This window comes from Rhodopila sp. (genome assembly GCF_965276935.1).
Classification (GTDB): domain Bacteria; phylum Pseudomonadota; class Alphaproteobacteria; order Acetobacterales; family Acetobacteraceae; genus Rhodopila.
The window spans coordinates 183933-207198 of the sequence record NZ_CBDIBS010000004.1 but is presented as its reverse complement, the minus strand read 5'-3'; the positions used below and the strand labels follow the sequence as shown (position 1 = coordinate 207198).

General features: G+C 64.6%; 21 protein-coding genes and 1 pseudogene. 8 read left to right on the top strand and 14 right to left on the bottom strand.

Annotation, left to right across the window (positions count from 1 at the left end; genetic code table 11):
- Positions 1-77: 77 nt before the first annotated feature.
- Positions 78-1073 carry an ABC transporter substrate-binding protein gene (locus ACQY4S_RS17315; protein ID WP_428486481.1) on the top strand — a complete coding sequence of 332 codons (996 nt, stop codon included), beginning with the start codon at positions 78-80 and terminating at the stop codon, positions 1071-1073.
- A 96-nt stretch (positions 1074-1169) separates the two neighbouring features.
- Here ACQY4S_RS17315 and ACQY4S_RS17310 read toward each other — a convergent pair whose 3' ends face one another.
- The 10 genes and pseudogenes from ACQY4S_RS17310 to ACQY4S_RS17265 form a co-directional block, all read right to left on the bottom strand.
- A complete protein-coding gene (locus ACQY4S_RS17310) occupies positions 1170-2348 on the bottom strand; it encodes an MFS transporter (protein ID WP_428486480.1) in 1179 nt (392 codons plus the stop codon).
- Positions 2349-2383: 35 nt separating this feature from the next.
- Positions 2384-3457, bottom strand: coding sequence for an ACR3 family arsenite efflux transporter (gene arsB / locus ACQY4S_RS17305; protein WP_428486479.1), 1074 nt, complete (start codon positions 3455-3457; stop codon positions 2384-2386).
- Positions 3454-3888 (bottom strand): arsenate reductase (glutaredoxin), encoded by a 435-nt coding sequence (gene arsC, locus ACQY4S_RS17300; RefSeq protein WP_428486478.1) that lies wholly within the window; start codon positions 3886-3888, stop codon positions 3454-3456. Before arsC ends, arsB begins: the two co-directional genes overlap by 4 nt.
- Complete coding sequence (locus tag ACQY4S_RS17295) at positions 3885-4409, bottom strand: arsenate reductase ArsC (protein WP_428486477.1); 525 nt, start codon at positions 4407-4409, stop codon at positions 3885-3887. The genes arsC and ACQY4S_RS17295 overlap by 4 nt, the downstream gene beginning before the upstream one ends.
- Positions 4406-5233, bottom strand: a complete 828-nt coding sequence (locus ACQY4S_RS17290) for an ArsI/CadI family heavy metal resistance metalloenzyme (RefSeq protein WP_428486476.1) — start codon at positions 5231-5233, stop codon at positions 4406-4408. The genes ACQY4S_RS17295 and ACQY4S_RS17290 overlap by 4 nt, the downstream gene beginning before the upstream one ends.
- Positions 5234-5339: 106 nt before the next feature.
- A pseudogene (locus tag ACQY4S_RS17285) lies at positions 5340-5877 on the bottom strand (chromate transporter).
- Positions 5874-6455, bottom strand: coding sequence for a chromate transporter (locus tag ACQY4S_RS17280; protein ID WP_428486475.1), 582 nt, complete (start codon positions 6453-6455; stop codon positions 5874-5876). The pseudogene ACQY4S_RS17285 and the gene ACQY4S_RS17280 overlap by 4 nt, the downstream one beginning before the upstream one ends.
- 1129 nt (positions 6456-7584) lie before the next feature.
- Positions 7585-9015 (bottom strand): IS1182 family transposase, encoded by a 1431-nt coding sequence (locus ACQY4S_RS17275; protein WP_428486474.1) that lies wholly within the window; start codon positions 9013-9015, stop codon positions 7585-7587.
- A gap of 351 nt (positions 9016-9366) precedes the next feature.
- A complete protein-coding gene (locus ACQY4S_RS17270; RefSeq protein ID WP_428486473.1) occupies positions 9367-10170 on the bottom strand; it encodes an NUDIX hydrolase in 804 nt (267 codons plus the stop codon).
- Positions 10171-10223: 53 nt separating this feature from the next.
- Complete coding sequence (locus ACQY4S_RS17265) at positions 10224-11090, bottom strand: DUF72 domain-containing protein (protein ID WP_428486472.1); 867 nt, start codon at positions 11088-11090, stop codon at positions 10224-10226.
- A gap of 197 nt (positions 11091-11287) precedes the next feature.
- On the opposite strand from ACQY4S_RS17265, the gene ACQY4S_RS17260 reads away from it, so the two are divergent.
- On the top strand, positions 11288-11728 hold the full coding sequence (locus tag ACQY4S_RS17260) for a GNAT family N-acetyltransferase (protein ID WP_428486471.1): 441 nt from the start codon (positions 11288-11290) through the stop codon (positions 11726-11728).
- Positions 11729-12258: 530 nt separating this feature from the next.
- Here the strand turns inward: ACQY4S_RS17260 and mdoH are convergent.
- Both mdoH and ACQY4S_RS17250 read right to left on the bottom strand, forming a co-directional pair.
- Positions 12259-14412 (bottom strand): glucans biosynthesis glucosyltransferase MdoH, encoded by a 2154-nt coding sequence (gene mdoH, locus ACQY4S_RS17255; protein WP_428486470.1) that lies wholly within the window; start codon positions 14410-14412, stop codon positions 12259-12261.
- The gene (locus tag ACQY4S_RS17250; protein ID WP_428486469.1) at positions 14397-15917 is read right to left on the bottom strand and encodes a glucan biosynthesis protein; all 1521 of its coding nucleotides are present in this window, start codon (positions 15915-15917) and stop codon (positions 14397-14399) included. Before ACQY4S_RS17250 ends, mdoH begins: the two co-directional genes overlap by 16 nt.
- A 369-nt stretch (positions 15918-16286) precedes the next feature.
- Between ACQY4S_RS17250 and ACQY4S_RS17245 the strand changes: the two genes are divergently transcribed.
- From ACQY4S_RS17245 to ACQY4S_RS17220, 6 genes are all read left to right on the top strand, one after another.
- Complete coding sequence (locus ACQY4S_RS17245; protein ID WP_428486468.1) at positions 16287-17972, top strand: thiamine pyrophosphate-dependent enzyme; 1686 nt, start codon at positions 16287-16289, stop codon at positions 17970-17972.
- A 98-nt stretch (positions 17973-18070) separates the two neighbouring features.
- Complete coding sequence (locus ACQY4S_RS17240) at positions 18071-18997, top strand: VOC family protein (RefSeq protein WP_428486467.1); 927 nt, start codon at positions 18071-18073, stop codon at positions 18995-18997.
- Positions 18998-19090: 93 nt separating this feature from the next.
- A complete protein-coding gene (locus tag ACQY4S_RS17235; protein WP_428486466.1) occupies positions 19091-19891 on the top strand; it encodes a hypothetical protein in 801 nt (266 codons plus the stop codon).
- Between the two features lie 171 nt (positions 19892-20062).
- Positions 20063-20536, top strand: a complete 474-nt coding sequence (locus tag ACQY4S_RS17230; RefSeq protein ID WP_428486465.1) for a thioesterase family protein — start codon at positions 20063-20065, stop codon at positions 20534-20536.
- Positions 20533-21204, top strand: coding sequence for a TIGR04283 family arsenosugar biosynthesis glycosyltransferase (locus ACQY4S_RS17225; RefSeq protein ID WP_428488440.1), 672 nt, complete (start codon positions 20533-20535; stop codon positions 21202-21204). The genes ACQY4S_RS17230 and ACQY4S_RS17225 overlap by 4 nt, the downstream gene beginning before the upstream one ends.
- Positions 21201-21776, top strand: coding sequence for a TIGR04282 family arsenosugar biosynthesis glycosyltransferase (locus ACQY4S_RS17220; protein WP_428486464.1), 576 nt, complete (start codon positions 21201-21203; stop codon positions 21774-21776). Before ACQY4S_RS17225 ends, ACQY4S_RS17220 begins: the two co-directional genes overlap by 4 nt.
- Positions 21777-21868: 92 nt before the next feature.
- On the opposite strand, the gene ACQY4S_RS17215 is transcribed toward ACQY4S_RS17220, so the two are convergent.
- Both ACQY4S_RS17215 and ACQY4S_RS17210 read right to left on the bottom strand, forming a co-directional pair.
- Complete coding sequence (locus ACQY4S_RS17215) at positions 21869-22471, bottom strand: hypothetical protein (RefSeq protein ID WP_428486463.1); 603 nt, start codon at positions 22469-22471, stop codon at positions 21869-21871.
- A 26-nt stretch (positions 22472-22497) separates the two neighbouring features.
- Complete coding sequence (locus tag ACQY4S_RS17210) at positions 22498-23235, bottom strand: hypothetical protein (RefSeq protein ID WP_428486462.1); 738 nt, start codon at positions 23233-23235, stop codon at positions 22498-22500.
- Positions 23236-23266: the final 31 nt, after the last annotated feature.

Genomic DNA, 23266 nt, shown 5'->3' with positions numbered 1-23266 from the left:
GTGGTTGGCGGGATCCGTCCTTTCCATCCCGGCGCCCGCGGGCGGGACGAACATTACGATGACAAGGCAACGCAATCATGAAACTCGCGGTCCCCGACATGATCTCGCCGTCCTACTTCCCGGCGCTGGCGGCGGTCGAACTGGGCTTCTTTCAGCGCGAGGGGCTGGACGTGACGCACGATCTGCGCGCGCCCGCCAACCGCTGCTATGAAGACCTGCGTGATGGCCACGTCGATTTCGTCGGCGCCAGCGCACACGCCGCGCTGGCCGCCTTTCCCGATTGGCAGGGGGTGAAACTGCTCTGCGCCCAGGGCCAGGGCATGTACTGGTTCCTGGTGATGCGCACCGATCTGGGGGCGGCGCGTGGCGACCTGTCGGTGGTGCGCGGCCGGCGGATCGCCGCCGCGCCTTGGGTGGAGATGGGACTGCGCCGCATGCTGATGGCCGCCGGCATCGATCCGCTGGCCGACAAGGTGGACATCGCGCCGCTGCCCGGTTCGGTGGCACTGAAGGTCAACACCGGCGTGACGGTCGCCGAGGCGCTGGCCGATCAGCGCATCGACGGGTTCTGGGCGAACGGCATGGGTGCCGAAATCGCCGTTCGCCGTGGCGTCGGCACGGTGGTGATCGACACCCGCCGCGGCGACGGACCACCGGGCTGCTTCGACTACACCGCGGCAACCGTCGCGACCACGGACCGGCTGATCGCGGCGGCACCCCAGGCCGCCGCCGGTGCGATCCGGGCAATCGTGGCGACGCAGGCCGCGCTGCGGCAGGATCCCAGCCTGGCCACCCAGGTCGGCCGCAAGCTGTTCCCGCCGCTGCAAGCCGAGCTGATCGCCGAACTGGTCGCGCGGGATGCGCCGTATTATGACCCAAGCCTGTCGGAACCATTCGTCTCGGCGATGAACCGCTTCGCCCGCGACCTGGGCGTGCTGTCGGCGGAGGTGCCGTACCAGCAGGTGGTCGCGACCCGGTTCAGCCACCTGTGGAAGCCACAGGCGTTGTATCAGGTGCCCTCCGCGACCGAATATTCCGGCAGCTTCCCGGACCCATCATCAGCGCCGCGATGATGGAGATCGGCCAGGGAGGCGGGAGATGGTGAAGCAACCATGCAACACATCGGGCCGGCCTCCGATCTGGTGCCGCCAACGCACCATACATCGACATTATGCGGCTGCGGGTTGTGATCCGCGCACGAACATCAGGGCCAGGAAGGCGGCGCTGGTGAGGGTTCCCGAGAGCAGCAGCGCATAACCTGGCCCGGCGCGATCTAGCACCAGGCTGAACAGGAGAGGCGCGCCGCCTTGCAGAATCCGGGATGGGGCCGCGATCAGCCCTGTTCGCAAGCCATAGCCGGGGGCGCCGAACAGCGCGAGCGGCAAGGTGCCTCGGGCGATGGTCATCATCCCGTTGCCGCCGCCATGCAGCAGCGTGAACAACACGGCTGCCGGCGCGCCGAATATTGCCAGGAACGTGGCGGCGACCGGATGCGCCAGCGCGGCCAGCCGGGCTGAGACGACAGGCGAGACGTGGCGCAAGAAGCTGAATTCGATCAGCCGTGCGCCGACCTGGGCCGGACCGACCAGAGCCGCCGCGGTTACCGCCGCCGCTGGCGTCGCCCCAAGGGCTTCCAGCAGCCGGGGCAGATGCGCCGCCATGGCCGTGGCAACGAACCAGCTCGCCGCGAATACGCAGGCCAGCACGATCATCGTCCAGGGAACGGCATGCACCATTTCAGGCGCCGCGGTCTCCACCACCGCGGCCCGCCCCTTCGGCACCAGCAGGCGGTTCAACGGCAGGCCGATGACAAGATGGATCGCCGCCCAGATCAGGCACGCCCCGCGCCAGCCGAACCCGTCCATGAACAGGGTGCTTGCCGGCCAGCCGATCGTGCTGGCGAAGCCGGCGAACAGCGTAATGCCGGTGATCGCGTTGCGGGCCTCCCGGCCATAGAGGCCGGCGACGGTCGCAAAGGCCGCCTCGTAGAGCCCGAAACCCATGCCGATGCCGATCACCGTCCAGGCGAGCGACAGGCCAACGAGGCCGGAAGCGGACGCCAGAAGCGCCAGGCCGGCGGCGAACATCAGATTGGTGCCGGCCAGCACGTCGCGCCCGCCATGACGGTCGATCATCCGGCCGGCAGCGGGGCCGAGCAGACCTGATAGCAGCAGGGAGGCCGAGAAGATGCCGAAGAACCACGTGCGCGACAGGTGAAGGCTTTCGCAGATCGGATCGGCCATCACCGCCGGCAGATAATAGGTCGATCCCCAGGCGAGCGTCTGCGTAACGCCGAGGGTGGAGACGATGACGCTCCGCCGCTCACGAAACCCGAGCGCGTCAGCCACGCTCGGAGGGATCTCGTCCGGTCATGCCGCCCCGGTCATGCCGCCTGTCCCCGCTCATACCAGCCTCGTGAGCGGCGGACGATCTGCACGACCGACAGCATGACCGGCACTTCGACCAGCACCCCGACGACCGTCGAGAGCGCCGCACCGGACTGGAAGCCGAACAGGGCGATGGCCGTCGCCACCGCCAGCTCGAAGAAGTTGCTGGCCCCGATCAGCGCCGATGGTCCGGCCACGCACCATTCGACGCCGAGCCCGCGGTTCACCAGATAGGCCAACCCGGCGTTGAAATAGACCTGGATCAGGATCGGCACCGCCAGCAGCGCGATCACGACCGGCTGGCGCATGATCTGTTCGCCCTGCAGGCCGAACAGCAGCACGAGCGTCAGCAGCAGCGCCGAAAGCGACAGCGGCGCAAGCATGCGAAGCGTCCGCCCGAGCGCCGCCGGTCCGCCCTTCGCCAGCAGGCTCCGCCGCCAGAGCTGCGCGATAATCACCGGCACGACGATATAGAGGACGACCGAGAGGATCAGCGTGTCCCAGGGCACGGTGATGGAGGACAGGCCGAGCAGCAGCGCCACGAGCGGGGCGAAGGCAAACACCATGATCGTGTCGTTGAGCGCGACCTGGCTCAGCGTGAAATGCGGCTCGCCGTCAACCAGGTTCGACCAGACGAACACCATCGCCGTGCAGGGAGCCGCCGCCAGCAGGATCAGCCCGGCGATATAGCCGTCGATCTGGCCGGCCGGCAGGTAGGGCCGGAACAGATGCGCGATGAAGATCCAGCCGAGCAGCGCCATCGAGAACGGCTTGACCAGCCAGTTGACGCCGACCGTCGCCGCGATCCCGCGCCAGTGGCTTCTGACCTGGCCAAGCGCTCCCAGGTCGATCTTCAGCAGCATGGGGATAATCATCAGCCAGACCAGCACGGCGACCGGCAGGTTGACCTGCGCCACGGTCGCGGCGCCGAGGGCATGGAACACGCCGGGGATGGCCTGCCCGAGCCCGATGCCGACAATGATGCAGAGCGCGACCCACAGCGTCAGGTAGCGCTCGAATGTCCCCATGGAGGGGGCTTTTCCGGGGGCGGTGATGGCAGCTTCGCTCATGGCGTCGGCCTCGCGATAGGGTTGCCGTGTGCGCCGATCACCGCTTCGCCGTCTTGCTTGGCGAAGGCTTCCCGCTGGGGCGAAGTGAGCATGTCCAGCACCGCCTCGGACGGGCGGCAGAGCTTCACGCCCTGATCGGTGACGACAATCGGACGGTTGATGAGGATCGGGTGGGCCATCATGGCGTCGAGCAACTGGTCATCCGTCAGCTCGGAATTATCCAGCCCCAGTTCGTCGTAAGGCGTTCCTTTGCGGCGCAGCACGTCGCGCACGGGGATCCCCATGCGGGCGATCAGGCCGGCCAGTTCGTCCCGGTTCGGCGGGGTTTTCAGATACTCGATGATCCTCGGTTCCTCGCCGGTGGCACGGATCAGGCCGAGGACATCGCGGGACGTGCCGCAGGCCGGGTTGTGGTAGATCGTAATGCTCATGACGCGCGATCCTCGGCCTCGTCAGGCCGCATCCGGCCGATGGCCTGCACCTGGCGGGCGAGCGACATCCGATCCAGCGAAGCGACGGGCAGCGCCACGAAGATTTTGATGCGGTTTTCCAGGGCGCGGAACGTGTCGCGGAATGCCTGCCACTGTTCCACGTCAGAGCTATCGACGGCTGCCGGATCGGGCATGCCCCAATGGGCGGTGATCGGCTGTCCCGGCCAGACCGGACACACTTCGCCGGCGGCCTGGTCGCAGACGGTGAAGACGAAATCCATCACCGGCGCGCCAAGCTTCGCGAACTCGTCCCAGCTCTTGCTCCGCAATCCTTCGGTCGGCAGTTCGAGCGCGTGCAGCAGCTTGAGGGCGCAGGGATGGATCGCACCCTTGGGAAAGCTGCCCGCACTGAAGCCCCGGCAGCGATCATGCCCCCAATGGTTCAGCAGGGACTCGCCCAGGATGCTCCGGGCGGAATTGCCCGTGCAGAGAAACAGGACGTTGAAGGGCGGGCGGGTCATTCGGCCGCTTCCTGCCGTGGCCCGCAGCAGGGGGCCTCTGCGGCCAGCTCGGGTTTAGGGGCGCGGCACACACCTTGCAGGGTCTCCGGGGTGCAGCAGGCTGGCTCGCTGACGGCATCTTCGGCCGAGAAGATCTGCGCGTCTTCCATCGAGTGGTAAGCTTCCCAGGCAATGCCGCTCGGGTCTTCCACCCACGACTTTTCCGACTTCGCGTAGCAACAGGTGGTTTCACCGTCGCTGTGGGTGCTGATGTTCGCCGCCGACATCTGCTCGCGCAGCGCCACCAGCTCGTCAGCGTTATCGACCTGTATGCCCATATGATCGACACCCTTTGTGCGGGCGCGGGTCGAGATCGCGAAATTGACGTGGGGATCGTCCAGCATCCACTTCGCGTAGTCGGACTTGAGCTTGGCGGGTTCGGTGCCGAACAGGGCACTATAGAAGCGGACGCTTTCCTCGATGTCGTTCACACCGACATGGATGTGCATGCGTTTCATTGGCGGGTTCCTTCCTTGACGTTGACCAGGGTGACGCCGTCGCCGACGGCGATGCCGCAGCCGGCGGCATCGCCCCTGGCAGCAGTTTTCGGTGAGATAGCCGAGCAGCGCGTTCATCGCGGGATAGACGGCCGAGTAGATCAGCGATCGGCCGTTGCGCTCGAATGTCGCCAGGCCCGCGTTCTTCAGTTCCTTCAGATGAAAGGCGAGGGTGGCCGATGGCAGGCCCAGCCGTTCACCGATCTGGCCGGCCGGCATGCCCTCAGTTCCAGCCTGCATCAGCAGGCGGAAGATATCGAGGCGGGTTCCCTGCGCAAGCGCCGCCAAAGCGGCTATAGCGTCTAACTTCTCCATATATCCAAGTTAATGGAAATATGGAGATTGTCAACGTCATGCAGGAACGCCCTTTGACAGGATGCCATCGGCATGACGATCAGGCGAAGCGGGCGACGACCCCGAGAGACGACGTGGAGAGGGATACGACCGCGGCGCCAAAAATGATCCAAAGCGTGTCGATTTCGGTAGTCAGCAAGACAGCAAGGTTGGCCGCCGCGATCGCCACTGTAACCCAGTCGGTGAGCGCGTCGTGGGCGAGAGGGATTGCCGCCGCGAGCAGCAGACCCGCACTCGCCAGCACGACGGCCTGCAAGATCGCCTTGACGCGGGGATGCTCTATGTGCCGCCCAGTATAGTGGACAAGCGGGATCACCAGCAGGGCTTGGGGTAATGATGGCGAGCCAGCCGGCGACCGCACCAGGCACACCGGCCACGAAATAGCCAACGCTGACGATGTAAAGCCCAACAGGCCCCGGCGTGCTGCGGGTGATGACAACCGCCTCGTTAAGCTGCTGGTCTGTCAGCACATGGTAATGCGCCACAAGCGAATCCTGGATCACCGGCAGCGAGGCAAGGCCCGCGAAAGCAGTAATCGTACCCTTGAGCAGCAGGAGGTAGAGCAGGGCCGGGTTCATGACTGCGCCGCCGGTAAGAACGCACCCACGACGCCCGCAAGCAGCAGAATGTAAATTGCCGGGATTCCAAGGGCGACATAGGCGAGGAATGCGGCTGCGCCGATGAGGACGACGCGCCAGCGCGTCCCGCCTTTGTAGTGAGGCCGGGCAATGGTCCAGCTCGTTTTGGCGGTAATCGCCACCGCCGCAGCAATCGCGCCATGAATGGCGGCTTGGGCAATGCGGTTGTCCTGCCACTCCCTGAACAGAGCCGTCAGGATGACGACCATCAGCGTGCAAGGGATTGAGGCCGCAAGCAACGCGCTGATCGCACCCGGCAGACGGCGGAGCAGCCAGCCGAGTGCGGTGCAGTTGGCGAGCAAGTTGGTGCCTGGTGTCAGGCGGCCCAGGGCAAAGCAGAGGGCAAAACTGTCGTCACTCAGCCAACGGCGTTTCGTGACCAGTTCGCGGTGCATCACGGCCGAGGTCGCGCTGCCGCCTCCCAAGGTGAAATTGCCGTAGCGGACGAAGAAATTGGCAATCCGGCCAGGGCTAGGGGCTGGCGCAGGCTCGTGGGCAGCGCTCGTTGACTCGACCATTCTCCCCCCGCTGTGTTTTTAGGCTCATAGCGGTAGCCGAACAGCGCGATATGCGCCATCGCCCCAAACTCAGGTTTCGGGTTTGCCATAAGCCGACGTTACGCGGTCGGGGTCCTTTGGCTTTCGGATGCGTGGCGGCGGCGGTGCCGTCAGTTCTAGCCACCGCGATAGCGCCGAGGGCGGGCGATAGGCTTGGGGCCAGGCGGCCGATTTGCCAAAATGGACGTTTTCCAGCGGGCCCGACTTCTTATTGCATGGGTTCTCCGGGCACCCATCTGGCCGGCGTCAAAGATGCATCCCAAGTGAATGTGCTGGGTTTAGGATAGATCATTCCCCCCCAAGGCCACGGTGACTTGTATCTGATCCGTATTTGTATTTGTGCGTATTGTACACCTGGGGATTGGAACTGAATGACCTGGTCAAAAATGCAGTGATAACTACCTGGTTGGTTCGGTGGTATATCGAAGCTCTGCATCGTAGTAGTATTTAAGTTGCTAACAGACTGATTATTCGGGCCCTTTGCTGAAATAATACGGCACATAAATCGCGCCTGGTTTATCGCGAACAGCGTGCTTCTGTTCATAATAGCAAATGGAATGGTAAATGGCGATGAGGCAGAAAACTCCCCGGCCGCAACGACCGGATATGTTGGCCAAAAAGGGCTCCAAGCTGAGACAAGGATCCCTACGATTAGGGCGCCCAACCATTTAACCAAGCCCATAGCCTACCCCATCGTGGCGGCCCGTATGTCACCGGTGACTTATCATTCCACAAAAAACGCGCTTTCCGGGCTAGCTCACATCTTAGGATGCGGTCGCAGACTAAGGCGGTAGACAGAGCAAAGCAATTCCAAGTCTTCTCCAAAACGGAACGAGAGCCGCCGGTTAGGCGAGGTGGGTTCGCTTCACGAGGTGCAGGAGGCGGAGGAAGGCAGCGGCGAGGACTAACTAAAACTCAAGCAGACTGTGCGAAAACACGCTTGAGCGGGAACGCTGGTGAAATTGGCGTTCAGATGTGCACGCCAAGATCCTGGTGATCCGACCGGGCGATTTCCGGAAAGCCCCGGTTCCGCATCATGTTGTCCACGGTTATGCCCGCCAGGCGGACAAAACCCGCCAGTAGAAGCCTTTCAGGCCGCGACAGCGGCCATCAGCTCGGCGAACCCGACGATATTGAGCCCCCGCCGGAGATTATAGGCGAGCGCCGTCAAGCTGAATTCGGCACGCACCTTCGCCAGACCGCGCATCAAAAACCCACCCGGGCTCATCCACTGCTTGATGGTGCCAAACGGATGTTCAACTGTCTCGCGGCGGCGGTCGAGAACCTCGGGGCGCTGCGCCAGGCGGGCTGCCATCCGGTCCAACACCGCTTCGTTCTCAAGACGCGAGACGGTGCGAAACTTGCCTTTCGTGCAGCGCGAACGGATCTTGCAATCATCGCATGCCAGCTTGTTGACGTAGTTAGTCCTCTTCAGACCCCGCAGCAGCGATGATGAATAGGGATAAAGCCGCTGACCCGCCGGACAAACATAGCTGTCGCTGTCGGCGTCGTGGCTGAACTCATCCTTGCGGAACAGGCCGGCCTTGACCGAGGGACCGCGCTGCGGCCGCGGCACATAGGGCGTGATCCCGGCGTTCTCGCAAGCCTCGATGTCCTCGATCTTGAAGTAACCTTTGTCGGCCACGGCATCGATCGTCTCGACGCCGAGGATCTCCTTTGCCGCCTCGGCGGTTTGCGTCAGCAGCCCCATGTCGACGACCTGGTTGGTGACCTGCTGCTCGACGATCAGCTTGTGCTTGGTATCAACCGCAACCTGGACGTTGTAGCCCACGGCAACATGCGTATGCGCGGCCATCGCACGGCTATCGGGATCCGTCAGTGAAATCTGATCCTCGCCGGTGCGATCCAGTTCAGCCAGCATGGTCTGGCATCGTGTGCGCCGTGCCCGGATTGCGGTGATCTTCTCAGCCAGGTTCTTGACCCGTGAGCCAGCGGTTTGGCTTTCCGTCACATCACTCTGATCGAGACGCTGCAGATAATCTTCGAGTTTGGCATCTGCGAGCTTGATGAACGTGGCCAGCGCGGCGCGGGTGAAGTTGCGGTCCTTGTTGTTGACCGCCTTGATGCGGGTGCCATCCACCGCCAGCAACTCTCGGCCGAACAGATCCAACTGACGGCACAGCAGCACGAACTGACGGAAGATCGGGCGAAAGGCGTTGCGGTTGTCGCGGCGGAAATCAGCAATCGTCTTGAAGTCCGGCTTCAGATGACGCAGCAGCCAGATCACCTCGATGTTGCGATGCGTCTCGGCTTCTAGCCGGCGGCTCGACCGCACTCGGTTGAGGTAACCGTAGATGTAGAGCTTCAGAAGATCGCTCGGCGCGTAGCCAGGCCGGCCGGTCAGCTTCGGCATCACACGGGCGAACCCGGCCGCAGTCAGATCCAGACCGTCGACAAAGGCTTCAATGAAACGAACCGGGTTCTCTGCACCGACATAGTCATCCAGCGATTCGGGCAGCAGCAGGATCTGGGATCGGTCGTCACCGGCAATGTGCGTCATGATGTCGTATTCTACCGCACCTCACAGCGCACGGGAATCCGTTGCGGCAAAGATTTCACACGGTCTGCAAGACTTTCAGGCAACTTCCCGCCGCCCGTGATTTCAGCAGGTTAGGCATTCCAAAAAATACGACCAAAAGTCAGGCGTCGGACCCGCGCCTTACCGTGGCGGGTCCGGGATCTTGATAGGCGGCTACGACGCGGCTGCCTGCAAGGCGGATTGAACCGCCGCAGGGTGGCCGGCGATCACCTTGAGGCACGAATACGGACATTCTCGACCAAAAGAGCTTCCCCCCGCTCCCCGAGAAGCTCCGGCAGCACAACCCAAGCGCCCGACCAAGCCAGGCGCGCTCTACGACGCCGGAGGCATGTCCACGATGAAGTCGGTGCCGCCGTAGCCGGCCTCGACGGGAATGCGCAGCAGCCGCTTGGTCCCCTCCAGCCGAGTCGCCCGCGGCTGAACCGTCACCACGGTCGCCGCCCGTGCGGCGTCCATCGCTTGCTTCACCGTGCGCCACTGCCCAAGCTTCTCCAGGTTCTTGGCGGTGGCGAAGACCAGCTTGAACCGACCGGTCTCGGTCTCCGCCAGCGCCCGCGCCGGCGTGATCCACACCGAGTCCACCGCTTCCCTTCCGTCATGCACGGCCAGGTGCTCGGCCGGCGCCTCCGCCAGGAAGAACTGCGTGTCGTAGCGCTTCGGCTGATGGGACGGCGTGATCCAGTGGGCGAAGTGCACCAGCAGGTCGGGGGCCGGCAGCAGCTCCTCCGCCGCCAGCACCGAGTCGAAGCCGATCGCACCCGCGTTCAGCGCGGCGCGATGCTGCTCCTCCACCCGCAACAAGGTCGCCGCGTCGATCAGGCTGTCGGCCCCACGCGGCCGGGCGAGCAGCACGCCGCATTCCTCGAAGGTTTCGCGGATCGCGGCGATGCGGAAGGCCATCGCGGCGACGTCCAGCCCTGCCGGATTGGGACATTCATCCGCCCGTTCCGCCAGACTCTGATCCGACTCTTCCACACGGCCGCCGGGAAACACCAGCGCGCCGGCGGCGAAGTCGATGGCGTGATGGCGCACGACCATGAAGACCTCCATCCCCTCCGGCCCATCGCGCAGCAGCAGGATAGTGGCGGCAGGCCGAGCGGTCGCTTCCAAACTCATTGAGGTGTCCTGTTGGTTGGCTGCAAGCAAGTTAACCCACCCCAGGCCGGTGGTCACGCCCGCAGCCGACGAATTAGTTCCATGGCGTTGGCGGGCGCGCGCACCCTCAGGTCATTGTCGAACAGCACGAACACGTCCCGCTTGCGCGGGTGGGCCACCCCTCCGGTTCGGCTGGCCTCCGGCGCCTCCTCACCGGCCGCCCAGGCCTTGATCCTGCACGCCAATTCGTCCAGCGCCGCGTTGTCATAGCCGTTGGCATCAAGTTCCTTCGACCCTTGCAGCCGGCAATAGGCGAAGTCGGAGGTGAGATCCCTCAGCCGAGGCCACTTGACCGAATGGCCGCAGACCAGCGCTACGTCATGCGCCCGCAGCAACGCGATGCAATCCGGGCTGCGAAAGCTTTCGTGGCGGCTTTCCAGCGCGTGGCGCAGCGGCCGGCCTGACGTGACCTCAAGCCACTCCGCCGCGCGCGATCTGGTGTCGTACCTGCGGCCCAGTTCGGCCGCGGCCTTGGTATCATGCGGCAGCAGCCGCAGGAACGGCTCCAGCCGAACCGGATCAAACCGGAAATTGGCTGGAAGCTGCCATAGGATCGGCCCCAGATGGATGTCCAGCCGCAACAGGCCGGAGGCGATGAAGCTGGCGATCGGCGCTTCGGCGTCTTGCAGGCGCCGGACATGCGTGATGAAGCGTGGTGCTTTGATGGTGAAGACGAAATTCGCCGGCACCTGATCGGCCCAGTTGGCGAAGGTATCAGGTCTCTGCGGTCCATAGAACGTCGCATTGACCTCGATGGCGCGGAAGCGGCTGGCGGCGTATGCCAATTCGTGCTCGCGCTTGAGGCCTCTGGGATAGAAGCCGCCGCGCCATGGCGCGTAGGTCCAGCCGGAGATGCCGATCCGAATGATTCCAGACGTCAAGAGCGGCTGTCAGGCGCCGGCCGCGCGTGCCCCATGGCATAGGTCCTGAAATAAGGCGAAGATCGGTGGCCTGTTGACGTCGGCGCCCCGCCAACCACACCTCGCCGCTCCACGCAAGGCTGGACGACCCACTGACCGCGCTGACGAAACCTGGTGATCATGCCGTGCCATGAATACTGGACCAGAAGGAGTGCAGGATGGACAATCCAAAGCTTGTTTTTGATCCGCTGCCAGGCGAAGCCTTAACCCGCTTCGTGAGCGAGAACGTCATCAACCTCAATATCGCCCGGACCGGCCTCAGCGACTGGCACCCCATCGGCTATTTCCTGAAGAGCGCCGCGGGTGAATGGTGCGGCGGCCTGACCGGCGCCATCTGGGGCGGCTGGCTGCAGGTGAATTTCCTCTGGGTCACCGAAATGCTGCGCGGCCAGGGCCAGGGGGCTCGGCTGATGGATGCGGCGGAGGGCTTGGCGGCCGAGCGCGGTGCGCTAGCGGCAACGCTGGAAACCCATAGTTTCCAAGCGCCTGGATTTTACCTGAAGCGCGGCTATGAGGTTTTTGGCCGGCTCGACGACTATCCTCCGGGTCATACAAAGCTGTTTCTGCGCAAGCGTCTGGGCGTGCCGGTGGGGGTGTAGAGCGGTTTCCGATCAGGTTGCTCCATCTTCAACCCGGCCATTCGGAAGCAATGGTTTCAGGATCGGCGGCAGCACCTGATCGCGTCACGATGCAAGGGCATTGCGCGCTCCCGTCATATCGCGCCGAGACCGCGGGGACATTTGCCGAGGTGGATTTCAGGCCCCAAAGTCGGAGCCGTAGAGTGGAACCGCGGCGGTTATCAACGTCGCCAACATCTGATCCGACAAGGGATTCGAAGCAGGCGCGGTTGTAACGGACGCGACTGATTGAGAGCCCAGGCTGCTGGTTGGGCTTTCAATCAAGGATATTGCTGATCCGGGCAAGGGCTTGGCCGGTTGAACATAGCTGGACACGCCGGATGCGTTCGCTGCGAGGCTGATAATGGGCGACATGTGCGATCTTTCCGCCAAATCCTGGTTTGAAACAATATCAGCAATCAGCGTGCCAACCCACGCGGCGGTTGTACCGGCAGGTTTTTCCTAGGCCGTTTCTGCCTGCCCACCCGGCAAGATCTGCCGACCGGCAAGATCTACCCGGCAATTCCTGCCGATCGGCGATCGTTGGAACCGATCCGCGCCCGGTCCAGCGCGCATAGCCGATCGAGCGATGCCTGATCCGACAGGACCGCCGTCCTTTCCAACGCGAGCAGCGTCGGCCAGACCGGATCGAGATCCGTTGCCTCATGCAGCTTGGCCGCTCCGATCAGCAGCGGAACATTCAGGGGATCGCGGCCGGGTCGTCTTCCAGGCGGCAGCATGTCGCGATGGGCGGCCAGCAGCACGGGATCGCGCAGCAGGATCTGGATGGCCAGGACTTCAGGCTTGCTTGCCAGCTCCCGATACAGCATCGCCGTCCGCGTCAGCACCGCGGGCGGCCGCGCCTCCTCCGGAATCCGCAGCAGGCCGATCCGGCGCAGCGCCAGGCCCAGCGACCGGCGGGCGGTCAAGGCGGTCAACGGCACCGCCAGCGCCATGCCCAGAACCACCGGCAGCATCCAGAGCGCCAGATAGGGCGATACCGCCCAGGCGCCGAACCCCAGCGCCAGTCCCAGCAGCGTATGCCGCCGATACTGACGGATGATGGCGCCGAATGGCAGGCCGCCGTCATCGCGCCGCTGCGCGTTCCAGCCGGAATCGCGGCCTATCAGGATCGCCACGACGTCGATCGACTGGGTCAGCATCACCACGGGCGCCAGCAGCCCGGCAATCAGCGTCTCCAGCAGCAGGCTGCCGACCAGACCAACCACGCCGCCGCAACCGCGCCGCGTGTCGCGGCGAAGCATGACGGTCAGTGCGCCCAGCAGCTTGGGGATCAGCAGCAGCGCCATGGTGCCGATGAACACCCACATGGCGCGTACCGGGTCGATCACCGGCCATTGCGGGAACAGGGCCTTTCCGGCCGGGAAGTAGTCCGGCGGCACGAAGCGGGCCTGCAGCGCGATCAGGATGCCGCTCAGCAGGAACAGCAGCCAGAGCGGCGCGGTGATATAGGAGCCGATCCCGGTCAGCAGATGCAGCCGGCTGACCCAGACCAGTCCGCGGGCGGGCAGGATCGCCATGTGCTGCAGGTTGCCCTGGCACCAGCGGCGGTCGCGCACCGCCAGGTCGATCAGCGATGGCGGGCTTTCCTCATAGCTGCCTTCCAGGCCCGGCATCATGTGGACCGCCCAGCCGCCGCGGCGGATCAGCGCCGCTTCGATGAAGTCGTGGCTCATGATGTGGCCGCCGAACGGCTTGCGGCCGGCAAGCTCCGGCAGGCCGGCCTGTTCGGCGAAGGCGCGGGTGCGGATCAGCGCGTTGTGGCCCCAGTAATTGCCTTCGGCGCCGTGCCACCAGGCGATGCCGTGGGCGATCACCGGACCGTAGACCCGGCCGGCGAACTGCTGCATGCGGGCGAACAGGGTGGTGCCGCCGGTGATGATCGGCAGGGTCTGGATCAGGCCGGTGTCGGGATGCGCCTCCATCGCGGTCACCAGCGACACCAAGGTATCGCCGCGCATCACGCTGTCGGCGTCCAGGATCAGGAACTGCGGGTAGGCGGCGCCGAAGCGGCCAACCCACTCGGCGATATTGCCGGCCTTGCGCGCGGTGTTGTTGGGGCGGTGCCGGTAGAAGATCCGGTCGGTCCCCCCGGTGCGGACCCGCAGCGCCAGGAAGGCGGCTTCCTCGGTGATCCAGACCTCCGGATCGGTGGTGTCGCTCAGGATGAAGATGTCGAACAGGTGCCCGACGCCAAGCGCCTGGAGCGATTCGTCGATCGCCTGAAGCCCGGCCATGACGCGGGCGGGTTGCTCGTTGTAGGTCGGCATCAGCAGGGCGGTGCGGCAGGCGGGCAGGGTGCCAGGCACCAGCAACCGCCTGCCGCGGCCGCCGAGGACCGAGGCGAAGCCGGCCAGCGCGCTGGTGAACGACAGCGCGATCCAGGCGAACAGGGCGACGAACAGCGCCAGCATGATGATCGCCAGCGGCGTCGGCCCGTTCACCGCCAGCACCCGGTACATCTCGCGGGCGCCGAAGCCGGTCAGCACGATCGCGGCGCCGATCACCAGCAGCCGCCGCAACCCGATCGCCCGCGGCGAGGAAGCCGGTTCGGCGCCGCGTGCGGGTGATGACCGCAGCGACTGCGTCGGCATCGCCAGCGGCGCCTCGTCGGGCAGTGCGCGAAACGTCACCCTTGCGTCCACCGGTAGATCCAGGTTTCAGTCAGCGGCTGGTCGGCGTTCATCAGGCGGGCGTGCATCTCCACCACTTTATTGTCCTGCAAGTCGATCTCCAGGCTGATGCGCCAACCGCCGCTGTCGGGGTTGGGTTGCGCGATGCTGCTGATGATCTTGCCCTTGTCGCTGCCGACATCCAGCGCCGGCGGAGCCTCCGGTTTCAGAACCTTCAAGGCGTCACCCACGAAGTCGATGACGAACCGGCGGTGCTTCGGGTCGGATACAAAGCCGTCGCGGGTCTGCACGACCTGCGCCAGCATGACCTGGCTGGGTGGCGACCAGCACCAGTGCAGGCGATAGTTGAGCAGATACTCGCCCTTCGCCCGCAGCGGATCATGCGGCCGCCAGAAGGCGACCATGTTGTCGTTGACCTCGCGGTCGCTGGGGATCTCCACCAGCTCGACGACACCCTGGCCCCAGTCGCCGATCGGCTCGATCCACAGCGAGGGACGCTTTTCATAGCGTGCCTCCAGGTCCTGGTAGTCGGCGAAGGCGCGCTTGCGCTGCATCAGGCCAAAGCCGCGCGGGCTGGTGTCGGAGAACGTGCTGATCTGCAAGCCCCGCGGGTTGGTCAGCGGGCGCCAGATCGCCTCGTCGTGGCCGGTGCGGATCTGCAGGCCGGAGGAATCGTGCACCGCCGCCCGCCAGTCGTCGAAACGGCTATGGTCATTGGCGTCGTCGAACAGGAACATGCTGGTGAGCGGTGCCAGGCCAGCCTGGGTAACGTCGACGCGCGGATACAACGCGGTTTCGGTGTCGAACACGGTATCCTCACCGGGGCGGATGGTGAAGCGAAAGCTGGCGGCCGCGCTCGGGCTGTCCAGCAGGGCGTGGATCACCATCAGGTCGGCCCCTGGCGTCGGCCGTTCCAGCCAGAACGACCGGAACACCGGAAACTCCTCGCCGCCGGCATCCGCTGTCCGGACCGACAGGCCGCGGGCCGAGATGCCATAGCCCTGGCCTTTCGCCACGGCGCGGAAATAGCTGGCGCCGAGGAAGGCGCAGACCTCGTCCGGCACGTCCGGCCGGTTCAGCGGGTACTGGATGCTCAGCCCGGCGAACCCAAGGTCCCCTGTGCTGGGCTGGGTCTTGCCGAAGCTGAACAGGTCGTTGCTATATCCGATCGGTGTCGCGTGTCCGTCGGCGACCTCGAAGATGCCGACGCGGTCCTGGTAGATGTAGCCGCGCGGGTAGAATTGCGCGGTGAACTTCCGCCCCTGGCCGCGCCAAAGTGCCTTGGCCGGGTCGAAGCGGATATCGTGATAGGCATCGACATCTAGGTTCTTGAAGTCCGCCGGCAGGTTGGAGTCCGGCGCCTTGTAGGGCTGCGTGGCAAGCTGACGCGCCATGTTGCGAACCGTCGCGCCATCGAACGGCGTGGCTGGCGGGATCAAGTCCGCAGCACCGGCACGATCGGCCGCGCCCAGCAAGGGAAGGGATGCGCTGGCACCCAGGAAAACGCGACGCAGCAACGGCGACCTCCGGTTCGGAAACCTGGCGGGAATGACAGCGTATGCGATCCGAAATGTGGCGACGGCCTACACGTTACGGTGAGCCCGGCGCTTACAATGAAACCGCCGCACCTACCTCCTGCTCGATCAGCGCACCCAGATCACGTTCCGCCATCGCAAGGCTGTAAGCGGCCCACGGATCGACCCAGAACCGCGCGCCGGTCACGCCCAAGGCAACCTTTAGCAGTCCGCGCCGCCGCGGTCATCATCCGTCACGATGCTGATCAACCTCATCGACTGGATGGGCAACCGATCTCGCACCCGGCGCCTCCCTGGTCACCCACGCTGCGCTATCCTATCGTGACCGCGACCCGACAGGAGACGTAGAAGATGACCACCACCGTCGCCCGCCTGCTGGCGGACAGTCTGGAAGCCCACGACATCGACCAGATCTTCTGCGTTCCAGGCGAAAGCTATGTCGGCCTGACCAGCGTGCTGACCGAGCGCAACTCCGTCCGCATGATCGTCTGCCGGCATGAGGGCGGGGCCGGCTTCATGGCGGTCGCCGATGGCCGCCTGCGCAACCGCGCCGGCGTCTGCATCGTCTCGCGCGGGCCGGGCCTGTCCAACGCGATGGTATCGCTGCACTCGGCGTTCCACGACGCAACACCCATGGTAATGATGATCGGCCAGGTCGAGCGCAAGGATTTTGGCCGCCTCGCGTTGCAGGAACAAAATTATTCGAAGTTGCTCGCCGACATCACCAAGAGCGTGATCGAGGTGAACGAGCCCGAGCAGGCCTCGGAAGCCATCGCCCGTGCCTTCCACGTCGCCGAAAGCGGCACGCCAGGCCCGGTCGCCGTCATCCTGCCGGAGGATATCTTCGATGAACCGACCGATGCGGTATTGAACCTGCCCCGGCCGCGCGTCGTCGCCGGCCCACGGACGCAGGACCTGCACCGCCTCGCCGACCTGCTGGCGAACGCCGAACGCCCACTGATCCTGGCCGGCGGCGCACTGCTGGCGGACAGCCTGCACGACCCTGCCGTCTACGCCGACCTGCGCCGGCTGTCCGAGGCATGGGTGCTGCCGATCAACCCGACCCATCGCCGGCCGCAGCTTTTCGACGCGCAGCATCCCAACTACGGCGGCTACATGGGCATCCGCGTCCCGCCGGCGCTGATCACCGAGATGAAGAAGGCCGACCTGATCGTCGCCTTGGGCGAGCGCCTGAGCGACACCGTCAGCCAGTCCTACAGCTTCCCCGCCGCGCCGCAGCCGCAGCTTCCCCTGGTGCACATCTGGCCCGATCCGAACGAGGTCGGCCGCGTCTGGCGCGCCGACCTGGGCATGCCCTGCGATCCGCACGAGGTGGTCAAGGCGCTGCTGTCGCTGCCGACGCCCGCCAATGCCGCCAAACGGCGCGGCTGGGTAGACGGCCTGCACAAGATCCATCTGTCGTTGCTTGAAAAGACCTGGGAGCCGACGACCGACGGCCTGAACTTCGCCGCTGTCGTGTGCGAGGTGGACAAGCATCTGGCGGATGACGCGGTGGTTACCTCGGACGCCGGCAACTTCGGCTCGTTTCTGCACCGCTACATCGGCTTCAAGCCGGGACAGGAGTTCCTGTCCTCGGTGGTCGGCGCCATGGGGTCGGGCATGCCGATGGCAGTGGCGGCGACCTTGCGCCGGCCGGGCCGGCAGGTGGTCGCGTTCATGGGCGATGGTGGCGCGCTGATGATGGGCAATGAAATCGCCACCGCCTGCCAATACGGCGGCAACCCGATCGTCATCATCTCGGACAATTCCATGTACGGCACGATCGGCATGCACAGCTACGTCCGCTACCCTGACCGCAAGTTTATGCAAGCCACGCGCCTGACCAACCCGGACTTCGCCGCCTGGGCACGCTCATTCGGGGCGGAGGGGATCACCATCCGGAACGAGTCGGACGTGGCCGAGGGCATCGCCCGGGCGTTCGCGGTCAAGACCAAGCCGGTAGTGGTGCACTGCCTGACCTCGGCGCTGCAAATGAGCGCGTGGCGGCGGTTCGAGAACGGCGGCAAGCTGCCGTAAGGCGGCCGGGAGACAAACGCCCGGCTTTCTTCCAGTCGCCGCCCCGGCAGCCGCCGGCATGGACCAAAGCCGCGCGGCGCGTTAGGATGCGGGCCTGGATGAACGCCGCAGAAGGGGAGACCAAGGGGATGGACGACACCGCTGTAATGACGCCGACATTCGACCGGACCGCCGAGGACCTCGGCAATGTCGTCGAACTGGGCCATGTGAACGTGACAGTGCCGGATCAGAGCAAGGCCGTCGCGTTCTACCTGATGGGTCTGGGCCTGACACGCGACCCGTATCTGATGGCCGGGCTGGAGAACATGTGGGTCAACGTCGGCCGCGGCCAGTTCCATCTGCCGTCGCGCGCCAAGCCGCAGGTGGTGCGCGGCACCACCGCCCTGGTGCTGCCGGACCTGGAGGCACTGCTGAAGCGACTGGACCACGCCAAGAAATTCCTCGAAGGCACGCACTTCAGCTTCCGTGAGGCCGGCGACACGGTCGAGGCGACCTGTCCCTGGGGCAACCGCATCCGCGTCCACGCCCCCAATCTCAGCCGCTTCGGCCCGATGCGCGTCGGCATGCCCTACGTCGAGGTCAATGTCGCGACCGGCACCGATCTGGCGGCCATCGCGAAGTTCTACACCGATATCCTGGGCGGCCTCGCCGGCGTGTCCAGTGATGCCCAGGGCCCCTACGCCTGGGCCAAGACCTCGGCCGAGAGCAAGGTCATCTACCGGGAAACCGCCGAACCGCAGCCGGAGTATGACGGCCACCACATCCAGATCACGCTGGTCGACTTCTCCGGCCCACACAGGAAGCTGCTGGAACGCGGGCTGATCAGCGAGGAAAGCGACCAGCACCAGTACCGCTTCCTGGATGTCGTCGATGTCGACACCAACAAGCCTCTGGTCCGGATCGAGCACGAGACCCGCAGCATGCGCCACCCGATGTTCAACCGCACCTTCATCAATCGCAACCCGGACATGACCAACCGCAACTTCGTTCCGGGCTATGAAGTCGGCCTGTGGGCGCTGAACTGACGTCCACACGCGTTCCCTTTCCATCACGGCCGTCACCTGATCCCCGGCGACGGCCGTGACGCACCGGGAAACCCATCGACCGCAGGAGTCTCCATGCCGATCCCGCGCTACGACGTCCTGGCCTTCAACACCGCCAAGGCGTCGGAGAACAAGATCCACGACGACGCCACCGCCCAGCGCTTCGGCTTCAAGGGTGGCTTCGTCAGCGGAGTGAACGTCTACGCCTACATGTCGCACCAGCCGCTGCACGTGTGGGGCCAGGCCTGGCTTGAACGCGGCACCCTGCAGGCCCGCTTCGGCAAGCCGGTGTACGAGGGCGACCTTACAGAAGTCTCGGCTGTCCAGGATGCGGACGGACTGGAACTGACGGTGCATAGCGTCGACGTCCGTTGCGCCTCAGGCCGAGCCGGCTTGCCGGCCGATCTGCCGCCGGCGCCCACACTGGCCGACTACCGGGCCGTTGCCGCACGCCCCACCCGCCGCCCCGCCGACGAATCAACCCTGCGACCCGGCGACTGGCTCGGCATGACGCCCATGACCATCACGCCGGCGGACCAGGCCCAGGACCTGCTGGACCTGCGCGAGACCGATCCGATCTACGCGGAACACGGCATTGTTCATGCCGGCACGGTGATGCGCTGCTGCAACTGGGCGCTGAGCCACAACGTCATCCTGCCGGCGTGGATCCACATGGGCAGCACCGTGCGCAACCTGGGCCTCGCGCATGTCGGCGACACGCTGAACGTGCGCGCCCGGATCACCCGGAACTACGAGCACAAGGGCCACAAGTGGGTCGAACTCGACGCCATGGTCGTCGCCAATGAAACGACACCCGTCCTCCAGGCGATGCACATCGCGATCTACCACCCTCGGCAGCTTGCGGAGGCAGCGTAACGAGCTGGCGAACCTTGAGCGCAACGGTCCCCAAAGCCCGCCGTGCGGCGGGTTTGATGTCAGGTGTGGTCCGGCGCGAAGCTGTCGCCCTGGTCAGCCTGAAGGGCACAATCCGCCTCAGGTGCGGTCCGCCTTCATTCCGCCCTGCTCCCCCAAGACGGTTGCCGCACCATGAGCCACCCAATCGTCGAAATCGAAGCCGTCGTCCGGCCGGAGTGGATCGACTCCAACGGCCACCTGAACCTCGCCTACTACGTCGTGGTCTTCGACCTCGCCACCGACGCGTTGTACAACGCGCTGGACATCGGCGATGCATACCGCGACGCCAGCTCCTACTCCTGCTTCACCGCCGAGACCCACACGCTTTATGAGCGCGAAGTGCATCTAGGCGACAAGCTCCGCGTCTCAAGCTGGCTGCTCGGCGCCGACACCAAGCGGCTGCATTACTTCCACGAGATGTTTCACGTCGAAAGCGGCGAGCGTTCCGCCGCGCAGGAACTGCTGGCGCTGCACATCGACATGCGTATCCGCCGGGTGGCACCCTTTCCACCCGAACGCTATGCGTTCCTGCAACGAATGGTGTCGGACCACGCGCCGGCAACGCCGCCGAGAGGCGCCGGCCGCAAGATCGCGCTGCCGGGCTGACGACAACGCGGCTTTCAGTCATCATCCCCGCCCTGAACGCTGAGGCGTATATACCGGCGTCGCTTGCAGCGATCGGCGACGGGCCCGAAATCATCCTGGTCGACGGCGGCAGCACGGATCGCACCATCGCACGCGCCACCGCGTCCGGCGTCCGTGTCCTGACGGCCCCGCGCGGCCGAGGCGGTCAGATAGCTGCCGGCATCGCCGCCGCCACACATCCATGGCTACTGCTGTTGCACGCCGACACACGGCTCGGCCCGGACTGGAAGACGGCGGTGGCGGAACACGTCGCACAGGGAGCCGATCGAGCCGGTTACTTCCGCTTCACCCTGGACAGCGCCGATCATCCCAGGGCGAGGCGGCTGGAACGGCTCGTCGCCTGGCGCAGCCGGGTGCTCGGCCTGCCCTATGGCGACCAGGGCCTGCTGATCCACCGCGACCTGCTGCGGTCCGTCGGCGGCATGAGCGCGATCCCGCTGATGGAGGATGTCGACCTGGTGCGCCGCCTCGGCCGCGGCCGGCTGGTCGCCCTGCCGGCGGACGCGCTGACCTCGGCCGCGAAGTGGGAGAGGGACGGCTACCTGCGCCGCTCCGCCCGCAATCTGCTGTGCCTGTCGCTGTGGTTCGCCGGCGTGCCGCCACGGCTGATCCTGCGGCTTTACGCATGAGGGACACGGTGGTGGTGTTCGCCCGCGCGCCGCGATTGGGCATGGTGAAGCGCCGGCTGGCGAAGGACATTGGCGCGCGGGCGGCGTTGCGCTTCCATGTGGCCACGTTGACCGCGCTGCTGCGGGACCTGCTGGCGTGCCGGCGCTTCGACGTGGTGCTGGCGGTGACGCCGGATCATGCCCGGTTCCGGCTGCCGGTGCGCGTGCGTCGGATTGATCAGGGGCACGGCGACCTCGGGTGTCGCATGAGCCGAGCGTTGCGGCGGTATCGGCGGGTGGCGTTGATGGGATGTGATATTCCGGATGCCGGGGCGGCGGATGTGCGGGCGGCGTTTCGGCGGTTGGGTTCGGCGGACGCCGTCTTTGGGCCGGCGGTGGATGGTGGCTACTGGCTGATCGCGCTAGGTCCGCGCCGGCCGGCGGATTTGTTTGGGGCGTCCCGCTGGTCCACCGAGCATGCGCTGGGGGATACGCTGCGGCAGTTTCGGCGGCATCAGGTGGGATTCATCCGGCGACTGCCGGATATAGATACGCTAACGGATTGGGGTCGGCGTTTTGCCACTTCTGTCTAGTTTTGCCGCTGGCCTAAACCGTGTTTGCCGTGGCACCAACGGATCGTCGCGCATGTAACCTTCGACAAGACAGCGGATGAAACTAGCGAGACTCAGTAGCCATAAATGATGCGGTATGTTACCGAAAGATCCTTTGTATCCGACCAAAGGCTGTTTTGCGTGGCCTCATCGGTACGGACACACCTCCGCTGACCACAGTAGCTGAGCACACTCTTTCCGCCTTGCGGCGCCAAGATTGCAACTGCTCGCTCTGCCTCGCGCTGACGTTGAAGGATGTCAGCGGGTGGAACAAAAAGATGCGCACAGGCCCAGACCCCAAGGATCATGCCTAGGCAACCAACCGTAAAATATATGAACGAGTTACGAATTACGTTCCTCGTCAGCGAGTCCTCAGCCTTCTCGTAGGTATGCCGTGCGCGTTCAGACGCTTCATCAAAAGTCTTGCGAGCTCGCTCTGCGGCTTCATGACTCGCAGTAAAGCGTGCGCTGATTTGCGCGGTTGCCTTGGCAACAGTTTGGTCTAGCTTGCGGTCCACCTCTAAAGCAACGAAGTTTGGTAGGGCCTTTTGCTGCGCTTGGACGGCACGTTCGGCCTGTTGCAGCGCTACAATAACCTTCTGCATTTCAGCGACGGCAAGCTCAATCGAGTCCTCTTTCGCGAGCGCAGCTTCAGTAATTCCTCGTACCGCGCTCATGAAATCGATCGCATCAGGCGGCCTTGTCATAGACCGAGACTCGGCCCGTGATTTGGTCGGAGATCTTGATCTAGCCTATGTTCCATATGTCGCGCTTGTTCGATCTTCAATCGTTGCACGTCCATAGAGTACTCACGAAACACCTGCTGCGGCGTCATAGCGAGTTCGCGCACGTCTCGGACCGGGAAGTATTGCGTCTTACCGCTTGCGTCCGAAGTGATGATCAACGCTCCGCTACGTTTTCCAGGTTTGCGTTCGCCAGCGCACGTAGCAAGGATTTGCATATAAAGCTGAAGCGATTCCAATTCTGCGTCGCTCATCCCCGGCCCCAACATCGCTTCGCCAATTTCTTCGACAAGCCAGGCTAGGTCGCAATCACCGTTCGGGTTTTCCAAATCTAGATATGGAACAACAATCGAACTGGCGGCCACGGTGAAGTTCGTTTGGATGTACCAGTGAATCTCGCGAGATATCGCGACAAGGTGTGCATTTTCCTTACATTGCAGCACAGGCCGCAGAACAGCCAATTTAGCCCGTTCCTTTCTGGACTTGTTCCGCTCACGCTTGAATTCGACAAGCCGCACGAGCTTGGCCTGAGAAATCAACACGTCACCAAGAGGTTTGTCGTCCGGCGTCTGCTGAAGCAATTGAATTCCAAATGGCTCAAACGGCGCGCGCCCATACCGGACACCATGTTCGCGAACAAGCAGCGTCATGAAGCAGCCGATAACCTGATTCTCGTAGATGTCGTTTGGGATGATCATGGTCCGTCATGCCGATAATCCAAATAGCATG

Bases quoted from the DNA above. Each gene is read 5' to 3' on its own strand.
- ACQY4S_RS17315 (WP_428486481.1), top strand. From the start codon at position 78: ATGAAACTCGCGGTCCCCGACATGATCTCGCCGTCCTACTTCCCGGCG.
- arsB (WP_428486479.1), bottom strand. From the start codon at position 3,457: ATGAGCGAAGCTGCCATCACCGCCCCCGGAAAAGCCCCCTCCATGGGG.
- arsC (WP_428486478.1), bottom strand. From the start codon at position 3,888: ATGAGCATTACGATCTACCACAACCCGGCCTGCGGCACGTCCCGCGAT.
- ACQY4S_RS17295 (WP_428486477.1), bottom strand. From the start codon at position 4,409: ATGACCCGCCCGCCCTTCAACGTCCTGTTTCTCTGCACGGGCAATTCC.
- ACQY4S_RS17280 (WP_428486475.1), bottom strand. From the start codon at position 6,455: ATGGTCGAGTCAACGAGCGCTGCCCACGAGCCTGCGCCAGCCCCTAGC.
- ACQY4S_RS17275 (WP_428486474.1), bottom strand. From the start codon at position 9,015: ATGACGCACATTGCCGGTGACGACCGATCCCAGATCCTGCTGCTGCCC.
- ACQY4S_RS17270 (WP_428486473.1), bottom strand. From the start codon at position 10,170: ATGAGTTTGGAAGCGACCGCTCGGCCTGCCGCCACTATCCTGCTGCTG.
- ACQY4S_RS17260 (WP_428486471.1), top strand. From the start codon at position 11,288: ATGGACAATCCAAAGCTTGTTTTTGATCCGCTGCCAGGCGAAGCCTTA.
- ACQY4S_RS17245 (WP_428486468.1), top strand. From the start codon at position 16,287: ATGACCACCACCGTCGCCCGCCTGCTGGCGGACAGTCTGGAAGCCCAC.
- ACQY4S_RS17240 (WP_428486467.1), top strand. From the start codon at position 18,071: ATGAACGCCGCAGAAGGGGAGACCAAGGGGATGGACGACACCGCTGTA.
- ACQY4S_RS17235 (WP_428486466.1), top strand. From the start codon at position 19,091: ATGCCGATCCCGCGCTACGACGTCCTGGCCTTCAACACCGCCAAGGCG.
- ACQY4S_RS17230 (WP_428486465.1), top strand. From the start codon at position 20,063: ATGAGCCACCCAATCGTCGAAATCGAAGCCGTCGTCCGGCCGGAGTGG.
- ACQY4S_RS17220 (WP_428486464.1), top strand. From the start codon at position 21,201: ATGAGGGACACGGTGGTGGTGTTCGCCCGCGCGCCGCGATTGGGCATG.
- ACQY4S_RS17215 (WP_428486463.1), bottom strand. From the start codon at position 22,471: ATGAGCGCGGTACGAGGAATTACTGAAGCTGCGCTCGCGAAAGAGGAC.
- ACQY4S_RS17210 (WP_428486462.1), bottom strand. From the start codon at position 23,235: ATGATCATCCCAAACGACATCTACGAGAATCAGGTTATCGGCTGCTTC.